The organism is Stenotrophomonas sp. STEN029 (genome assembly GCF_056760015.1).
Genome location: NZ_JBRREC010000053.1, coordinates 23401 through 32060 on the forward strand (window position 1 = coordinate 23401; position 8660 = coordinate 32060).

The 8660-nt window shown below is 57.1% G+C and carries 6 protein-coding genes; 1 reads left to right on the forward strand and 5 read right to left on the reverse strand.

Annotated features, from left to right (window positions below):
* Positions 1-90: 90 nt before the first annotated feature.
* A complete protein-coding gene (locus ACVOLI_RS12565) occupies positions 91-1308 on the forward strand; it encodes a tyrosine-type recombinase/integrase (protein WP_481513602.1) in 1218 nt (405 codons plus the stop codon).
* A gap of 188 nt (positions 1309-1496) precedes the next feature.
* Here ACVOLI_RS12565 and ACVOLI_RS12570 read toward each other — a convergent pair whose 3' ends face one another.
* The 5 genes from ACVOLI_RS12570 to ACVOLI_RS12590 all read right to left on the reverse strand — a co-directional run bounded on the left by ACVOLI_RS12570 (position 1497) and on the right by ACVOLI_RS12590 (position 8203).
* A complete protein-coding gene (locus tag ACVOLI_RS12570; protein ID WP_481513603.1) occupies positions 1497-3197 on the reverse strand; it encodes a hypothetical protein in 1701 nt (566 codons plus the stop codon).
* A complete protein-coding gene (locus ACVOLI_RS12575; RefSeq protein WP_481513604.1) occupies positions 3194-4066 on the reverse strand; it encodes a hypothetical protein in 873 nt (290 codons plus the stop codon). The genes ACVOLI_RS12570 and ACVOLI_RS12575 overlap by 4 nt, the downstream gene beginning before the upstream one ends.
* A gap of 341 nt (positions 4067-4407) precedes the next feature.
* Positions 4408-5871 (reverse strand): hypothetical protein, encoded by a 1464-nt coding sequence (locus ACVOLI_RS12580; RefSeq protein ID WP_481614673.1) that lies wholly within the window; start codon positions 5869-5871, stop codon positions 4408-4410.
* Between the two features lie 801 nt (positions 5872-6672).
* Positions 6673-6891: a hypothetical protein gene (locus ACVOLI_RS12585; RefSeq protein WP_481614674.1), complete on the reverse strand. Its 219-nt coding sequence runs from the start codon at positions 6889-6891 to the stop codon at positions 6673-6675.
* A 49-nt stretch (positions 6892-6940) separates the two neighbouring features.
* Positions 6941-8203: a hypothetical protein gene (locus tag ACVOLI_RS12590; protein ID WP_481513607.1), complete on the reverse strand. Its 1263-nt coding sequence runs from the start codon at positions 8201-8203 to the stop codon at positions 6941-6943.
* Positions 8204-8660 lie beyond the last annotated feature (457 nt).

Below are 8660 nucleotides of genomic sequence, written 5' to 3' on the forward strand. Positions count from 1 at the left end.
CGAGCTTGTCCACGTACATCCAGCGACGCTGGGGGTACAAGTGGGGGTACATTTCGGAAAATGGAGTTCAGCAAGGAGGATGTACCCCCAATGGGTGCTAAACAATTGACAGATATGGCCGCGCGTAACGCGAAGGCGAAGGACAAGCCTTACAAGTTGGCAGCAGGAGCAGGTCTCTACCTGCACGTGATGCCCAATGGTGCGAGGTACTGGCGGATGAAGTACCGCTGGGATGGTAAGGAGAAACTACTCGCGATCGGGGTCTACCCCGAGGTCTCGCTCAAGGAAGCCGGTGAGGCCCGGGATCAGGCGAGAGCCAGGCTTCGCGCTGGGCATGACCCCTCCGAGCACAAGCAACTGAGCAAGCTCACGTCCAAGTTGTCAGTGGATACCAGCTTCCAAGCGATAGCCATGGAATGGCTTGAGTCACGGGGAGACTTGGCGCAGTCAACGCGGGAGAAGGCGGCATGGATGCTGGAGACCTATGCCTTCCCTTGGCTAGGTAAGCGGCAGATCCATGAGATCAGCACCGCTGAGGTGTTGGCAGTCCTGCGTAGGTTGGAGGTTCAGGAGAAGATCGAGTCCACGCAGCGCCTTCGCCAAATCTGCGGGCAGGTATTTCGCTACGCGGTGGCCACCGGAAGGTTAGATCGTGACCCAACCAGCGCTCTTCGTGGTGCTCTGAAGACAGCGAAGAACAGGCACTACGCTTCAATAACCGATCCAGCGAAGGTCGGTGAGCTGATGCGAGCAATTGATGGGTACACGGGGCAGCTCGTCACGCAGTGTGCGCTCCGCTTTGCTCCCCTGGTCTTCACTCGTCCTGGTGAGCTGCGGAAGGCGGAATGGGAGGAGTTCGATCTTGCTGCGAAGCAATGGAACATCCCTGCGACGAAAATGAAGATGGGCGTAGCTCACGTTGTTCCGCTATCCAAGCAGGCAGTTGCAGTACTTGAGGAACTACGACCGGTCACGGGAAATGGACGTTACGTGTTTCCGTCCGTTCGGAGTTCAAGGGATCCAATGAGCGAGAACACAGTCAATGCCGCACTTCGTCGCTTGGGATACGGAACGGACGACATGACTGGGCATGGCTTCAGGAGCATGGCCTCCACTCTGCTCCATGAGATGGGTTGGACATCAGATGCGATCGAAAGACAGCTTGCTCACTCTGAAAGAAATCCTATCAAGGCTGCCTACAATCGGGCGGAGCACTTGCCTGAGCGCAGGAAGATGATGCAGGCGTGGGCAGACTACTTGGATAAGTTGAAGGAGAAAGGTCAGTCGCACCTAAAGTTGGTGGGCTGACTTTCCGCTTTTATGTCCTTGATTGCCCTGCGCGGCTGCTGTCGCGCAGGGCGTTATCGACCCAAAGCGGATACTCGATCCTTCTAACAGTCTGCCTGCGCGAATAGCGCGCCAGCTTTGGGCTCGATAACCTGTACCACGTCGATGTCTGCATTGAATCGCGCCGGCTGGCCGAGCCGTTTCGTTCGCTAGGCGGCTGGCTCGGTCGGTGCAGGTGCTCCCACGGGCGGTGCAGATGGACGGCGAAACTGCTCGAGGAACCAACTCGGCAGTGGATGTCGGAACACCCGCGCCGAAAGTGCCAGGACTACCGCTTGGTTACGTGCAACGCAGGTGACGTCACCGGGGGCAGCAGCTCCCGGCGGTAAGGCGACCGCTGCAGCCGCTTCGGCAGCACACGTCGCACCGAGCGCGCGGAGTCCTCGCGATACGCCAGGTAAGCCATCCGGTCGACGCGCGGCGATCTGGTCGATCTCGGCCTTCGGAAACCAACGCTCAAGCGTGGCTTCGGGCATGAGCGGTCTCAGGGTCTCGCGCAGGCTGTGCAGTGCGACTTCGTTATCGACGAAAGCGACGATCGCAGCCAGCATTGGTACAAGGGTGCTAGTTCGGCAGACCTCACCGGACTCAACATCGCCGGCCCGCAGAGCGATCGCGTCCTCCACCAAGTCGGTGGTAACGGGGAGGAGGCGCCCGTCGCGTGCGGCCAGCACCAATCGATGCGCCACATCCATGACCAACGAGTCCATGCTCGCGAAGTCGCCCTCGGACATCAGGCCCGCCAACGCGAGAGATAGGTCGATGGCTTGGCCATCCAATGCGGGAAGGCGCGCACCCTGATGGGCGTTGAGTAGCGCTACCAGGCGCTCATGCGCCGCGGTGCGGCCGGCCTGCGACTCTGACGAGTGTGGTGGGATCAGCAGGAGCAAGCCCAGCCTACCCGCCTCGTCGAGGACCAACCGGTTGTAGAGCACCTCGTGCCCTGCGTAGCTCATGACTGCATAGGGGTCTTGCAGCTGTGGCCAGACCTTGTCGGAGTACCGCCCCATCGCCACCCAGAGACGTACCTTGAAACCTTCGAATCGAGTCAAGAACTCCGCATTAGAGTCGAGCCCGGCCCCGACCGCCTCTGACCAAATCTTCAGCAGCAGGTACTCGCCGCCGGCGACACTGGGCTTGAGGTTGGACTCGGATTGCCCCCATATGTCGAAAACGGCCCAGCCCATTTCGACCGCAGCGCAGCGCTTAAGGAACGCGCGGCGTCTTGTCGCCGAATTACCAGCTGAACTGCCATCGAATACGTCGTCAACGAACCGGCGGAAACTACGCTCGGCGGCATGGCTATCGTCCAGCGTCGCGATGGCGGCACGCAGGTGATCGCGCCCGGCCTTCAGCAGAAGCGACTCATCGAGCAGGTGCGCTTCTATCAGGGTGGCGAGCTGATCAATGCCCCAGAACTCGAGTGAACACCCCGCCTGTGTCGCAACCTCGTCGCTCAGCACTTTGAAGCCAGCCTGCGCGGCCTGCTTCCATTCGCCATTGGACAACACGATCAACCGTTTGCGCCCGCCGCGCAGATTGGCCGGTAAGCGGTTTTGCACATACTCCGTAGACGCCTCGCGCACGGACGGTTGGATGGACTGCGCACCGGCGTACAAATCCTCACGACCGATGTCGCCGAACTTAATGACGAACAAGAATGCTTCTTCCGGGCCGTCCGGTGCTGCTAGGCTCGAGAGCACGTCAACGCCGCCTTGTGGCACGCCGACCTGCGCTCGGCTAAGTACGTTGTGACCCATAGCGACTAGCAATTCCGGCAACAGCGCATCTAGCTCGTTGCGCTCGCGCAGCGTGGCCAGGTAATGGGTCAGCACCAAACGGATACTCATGGCGCCTGTCCCCGCAGAAGCTTCCTGCGAAGGAACAGCAGCCTCAGGGGATCAGTCATCGCTAGGAACGGCAACTCCGTCGCTAACTCATGCTCCTGCATCGCAAGCGACTGCTCGGCAGTTGCGCCACCCGCATCGAACTCGAGCGAGACCTCGGAGGCGTACTTAAAGTGTGAGAGCTTCATGAACTGCATGAGCACTGAGGCTTCCTCGGCTTGCCGGTGAATGTCTCGCTGCTCGCGCAATCGATGTCGACGCAGAACTTCCTGATCATCTACCGACAGCATAAGCTCTTTCAGCCGAGGAGCCGCCACGCGCGCAGCGTAAGCCGCAGCCATCGCCAGACGAATCTCCTCCAACACGGGATAGCGGGCGACAAGGCCCGGGTCTAGGCTCTCCAGTAGTCGTCTGGTCGTTCCGGGGTACTGTTGTGCCTCATGACTCAACAGCGCGACTAGCCGTTCTCCATTCGGGTCCACGTCGGCCTGGAAGCAAGCAACGATCCAGCCCAGTACAACAGCCGGGGCCGCATCGAAGGCGGCCAAGCGATATCCCACCAGTACTGCGTCCGCAGCTTCTAGACGTGCTGGCTCGAAGGCAACCAACTGTTCACCCGCTAAATTGGAGATGTTCATCTCCTGCAACAGGGGACGCACCGCGTCCATTTGCGTCGCGGTGATCAGCCAATCCCCCAAGGCGGCGCTGGTAAGTGCCGGAGATTGCGCGATCGACTGAATGCAGTGGGTGAACTCAAACGACTCCGGAGTCGCCGCGAGCGCGGCGATCTCGGCTAGAACCGACCGCAATGCTGCCGCGTCGTTTTCGGCAGCGGCAAGGCGTGCAAACAGGTCGTCGGATCGACTGGACATGGGATGGCCGGTGACATGAGGGATAGCGCGAGCCGTCATTCGCAACGTGCTGTGCGAACTCTAGCAGCGCTTCAGGCCAAACGGCGTGGCCCAGGCTCGGAAAACTGTCATGACCGTTCCCTCGTTAAAGGAAGCGATGCTTCTGCTTTCAGTCTAGGAAGTTCGGCGCGATGCGACCCAACAGTCGTTCGATGTCTACGGAAGATTGGAGGATGTGGTCTGCTGATAGGCATCCGCCTCTGGCCAAAAATTCTTTGATTATGCATTTTGTTGCGACTGAGTTTTCCCGGCGACCGAACGTCGAATAGCGCATTGGAATTATTAACCGGAAAATTTTTGAGCTAATCCCCCGCGACCTGCCAGAACGCCGAAACGACTTCTTTCCTGAAGGCGTCGAGATCCTGGGCGAGCTTGTCCCGTGGCAGGAAGGCGACCATCAGCGAAGCGAATGCTACGATCAGTGCGAGAACTGTCAGCCATTCCATACGGCGTTGGGCTTTGATGCTCTCGCGGACGCTGAGGACTGCAGATACTTGCTCGAAATGCTCACGAATCGAAACCTCGTCCTCCGTTAGCCGATTCGCCAGATAATTGACTCCGCCTCGAATTTCCTCAGTCAATTCTCGCGGCTTGTCCCCGTCCCTCCAGCCTGGTGTGGTGAATGATGGGCAATCGTGATTGTACCAACCAGCATCTTTGGACTTCCGAGCAAGCTCCCTTGCGATTGCAGGTGACCCCAGTGTTCGATCGAAGAATTGACTGATTTCGTGCAGCGAACGCTCGACGCTACGTCGACCTGATCGTGCTTTCTTTAGATTCTCTCGCGTGACGTTGATGTCACGTGATTGCTCCTTCAGATATTCGAGCGTCGATGCATGGATGAGAAATCCGCGAAGTTTCTCGTGGCACACATAGCGAAAGGCATTCATGGTCTTACCCCCGTAGAATTTCATCTTCTCCTCTGGGTAGGCCGCAACATCTAAGGCAGTCAGGATATGCAGCCCTTCCTCTTCCTCCCTGAATCGGCTCATCGAGAGCTGAAGCTCAGGCATATCCTTGTAGGCCCATGTTTCATGCCGAGAAACGTTGGCCAATGCCCAGCGCCACCCAAGAAATCCGTTGCGTGGGGAATGCTCTGGTTCATGGAAAATTGGGCCGTTCTGGGACGTCAGCAATTCCATTGTTGGAAACTTTTCGGGGCGATTCAATCCACTGAAGAACCCCGGAATGTTTTGGCCGAACCAGTGCCCGACCATGCGGCGAAGGTCTCTCCGCGCTACCTCGATGGCTTCCCGCTTCTGGTTCTCCGGGCCTATGGATTCGATTGATCGGCGAGACCGAAAACTGCGCCGAAGATAGGTCGTGTGATCCTGGTTGAGCTCCGACGCATAGCGAAGAGTCAAGGACTCACCTAACTCGAATCCCACGAGCATCGCAGTGAGGGACGAGGTGATCTGATGGACACTAACCGTCAACGATTCCACACCCGCCGGCAGCGTTGCGAAGTTGTGGATCAATGGTGCGTTGCCACGTCGCTCTTTTCCTAGCACCGGCCCCACGTTCAACCAGGCCTCTGCGCCAATGGAGCGTCTCTCGCGGACCCACCTCAGCACGCTGTCCTTCTCGTTCCAGGCAGCCACGCCTTTCCAGCCAAGCTTCTCCAGTCCGCTATACAGGCCTTCTACTTCCGCCGCCCCATAGAGTTCGACGCCCCAGATCATGTTTACCCGGAGTTCCAACTCGAGTGGCACGCGGAGGCGTTCGTTCTCCTTCCGGTCGTGCTCGCGCTCGTACTCACGATCCATCCGATATGGACCGGGGATCAGATTAGGCAGGAGCCAGTGGGCTTGCCAGTGCAGTTTTCGCAACCACTTCCGCTGGGGTGACTCCTTGGATGGGAGAGGCTCCGGCGGGTTATTCGTAGTGTCGTTCTTGGACAAGAGATTAGGTTGTTCGGATTCTGTCGGGGTGGCCATATTCGACGGACTAGCTCGGGCGAAAGGGGACAAACTACCTTGACACGATGCCCTATCAGTATCCGAGACGCTCCTGGAGCAGGCAAGCCGGGACTATTGAGCTATGGCCCGCCAACTGCACCGTAGCCATCATTTCCCGGAACCGTGCATCAATGGCAGGAATTGGCGATTGGACCTGACGGCGTCCGTAACGAATCTGAAAAGATCTAAAGAGAGACCCTATGGTCGCGGCCCGCCGATGTTCAGAGTTCCGCGCTAAGCTCGTTGAACAGTTAGGCCACGAAGGGCCGCTTCTGGCCGCAGGGCGTTATGCGACCCAAAGCGGATATCTTATGTCTCGGATTCTCCATCGAGTGGAAAGGCAGAATGGAGTTCCGCCATCAGCAATGGACCGGTCAATGGCCTGACAGAAATGTCGCGCTTTGGCACGAACTTGGCTAGTGGCTGTTGCAGAGATGCGCAGAGTCTGACCTGAGTTCTACACCGATCACGAGCAATCCAGTGTGCTGAAGTAGTCTCGATAAGCTGCGCCGATACCCTTGGGAATCAGTGCGCAGTTCTCGATCAAAGCGAGAAGCTTCGGGTACATCAGTAGCGGTGAATTCTCCGACCGAGACCAAGTCTTGTGGGTCACCACATTACGGTGGGTGTCGCCGAATACAGGTTCTTCCAGATTAGGGCAGAACGCGATGGGTGGCGCTTTTCTTTAAGCTGTGCATTGATGTAGTCCATATCTGCAACATTCCTGAAGCATCTAGTCGCGAGATTATTGAGAGGCATCTCTTCTTCACGGCTAAGTACGCTGGAGGGAATGGTCGATTTGCTTTTCATCTCGATCAATATCTTCACTGAATTGGGGCTTCTTGGCGCCATTGGCAACGCGGCGCTAAAGAATCGTTCAGCTCCTGCGCAGATCTTCTGAGCGCGAGGCATACCAGCGAATGCACTGCTCCGCGGCAATTCTCGCGCATGCAACTAAGCCTGGAAGTTGTTCAGGCGGGCACTCCTTGCCAGTGGTACGAAAGTTTGCCTTGGCATGAGCAAGTTGATTCCTGGAGGCAGACAGTGCAGACGCTAGCTCAACAAGCGCCTGCTTGCGCTGTTCTGCGGAGCTGGACGGCGCGATCTTAGAAAAGGCGCGAAGGAACGGCGGGGCATGTGCTTTCATAGGTAGTGGGTCGCAGCAACGTTCTATCGACAAGCGCAAAGCCTCAGCATCGCGACTGAAGACCCTATTCTCTTCGAAGAGGACGAGTAGCCCATCCATGAACTCTGCATCTGGATTGAGAGCATTTTTTGTCAGTAAGCGCTTGCGAAGATCTTCGTACTGTTTCTCCCGCACCACCGTGGCCGAAACGTACTCGATGCACTTGACGTACGCGAGAAGTGCAGCTTGGCCGCCGGGTGATCCATTCACAACATTAAACTCGGAGAGAACTGCCGGAAGTCCGGGGCCTCTGAGCAGGGGCCTCATGTTTCGTGCACGCTGAACCAAGTCGCTGATCTCTTCATCCTCGGGATAATCAGAGTCGAAGTCGACAGGACGAGGGGCTTCAAAAAATTCCAAGCCAAGAGTCACGTTTAGCTCAAACAAGTAAGCTTGGATTAGGGAATTTGCTTCTTCTGCAGTCGCTCCATGCGGGTGATGCACTTCGATATAGGACTCTTCCCATCCTATTGGGGGGTTGTGCTTGTCATAGAAATGATCTTTAACAACGACAGCGGCACCGAAGTGAGGGGAGGATGACAACAGCGAGATTGAGGCCGGACGTCCAGCAATCTCGCCAACAATCTTCCCGGCATCATTCTCCAACGACTCGATCCCACTGACGAACCCTTCTGATCGCATGTCCCAAGACTTCATCCTGAGCACTGTTCGGTGAGTTGAGTGGTAGGTCAGGCCGTCGCAGGCGGTTGTGCGATCGGTTACCTCGATTGATAGGTCTATCAACGTCTGGATGGTAAGGTTGGCGTGTTCTTCTGATCGCGGGAAATGCAGCGCCACCTCGGTTTCCCAAGAGAACGTAGCGCTTTCTTCCAAGTCGAGATCTAGATCTGAGTCCAATTCGGTTCCTTCCCAATTGATTCCGAAGGAGGTGCCCAGCCTGACAATTGCGTCCCGCAATGCAGTTTCGAGTTCTGGAGGGTCAAATCTCAGCATGGGGTAGCGTCACCACGTTTGGGGTCTTTATAGCAAGCACATCAAGCCATGTGGAGGAGGTGGCGTGATTGGGTACTTGGCCGCAACTTTGGCGCTTTATGGCGCTCAGCCAGCTCAGAGCTACGTGCCTGAGGAGACCAAATTTCTTCGCTCTGCCTTGTCGATTTTAGGTTCGTCAGAGTAAAGCAACAAGATGTTTTGGGCTCAGCATCGCCCGCGCGCAATATACGGTGTAAGAGTGGGGTTCGAGCGGTAGCTCTCATTGACTTGCCCCTGTCTTGCTAGACATTGAAGTGTCGCTTCTGGCCGTAAGGCGTTCTACAACCAAATGTGGCAATTCGATGCATGAATCGCCCAGGCTTTTGTAGACACTCTTCAGCCGTTTAGTGCGTACTGCCGTTCAAACTCTATCGGGGACAGGCCGCCATTGGAACCGTGTCGCCGTGTCGGGTTGTAA

Excerpts from the sequence above, each read along its gene's own strand:
- ACVOLI_RS12570 (WP_481513603.1), bottom strand. The coding sequence starts at position 3,197 with ATGAGTATCCGTTTGGTGCTGACCCATTACCTGGCCACGCTGCGCGAG.
- ACVOLI_RS12575 (WP_481513604.1), bottom strand. The coding sequence starts at position 4,066 with ATGTCCAGTCGATCCGACGACCTGTTTGCACGCCTTGCCGCTGCCGAA.
- ACVOLI_RS12565 (WP_481513602.1), top strand. The coding sequence starts at position 91 with ATGGGTGCTAAACAATTGACAGATATGGCCGCGCGTAACGCGAAGGCG.
- ACVOLI_RS12590 (WP_481513607.1), bottom strand. The coding sequence starts at position 8,203 with ATGCTGAGATTTGACCCTCCAGAACTCGAAACTGCATTGCGGGACGCA.
- ACVOLI_RS12580 (WP_481614673.1), bottom strand. The coding sequence starts at position 5,871 with ATGGATCGTGAGTACGAGCGCGAGCACGACCGGAAGGAGAACGAACGC.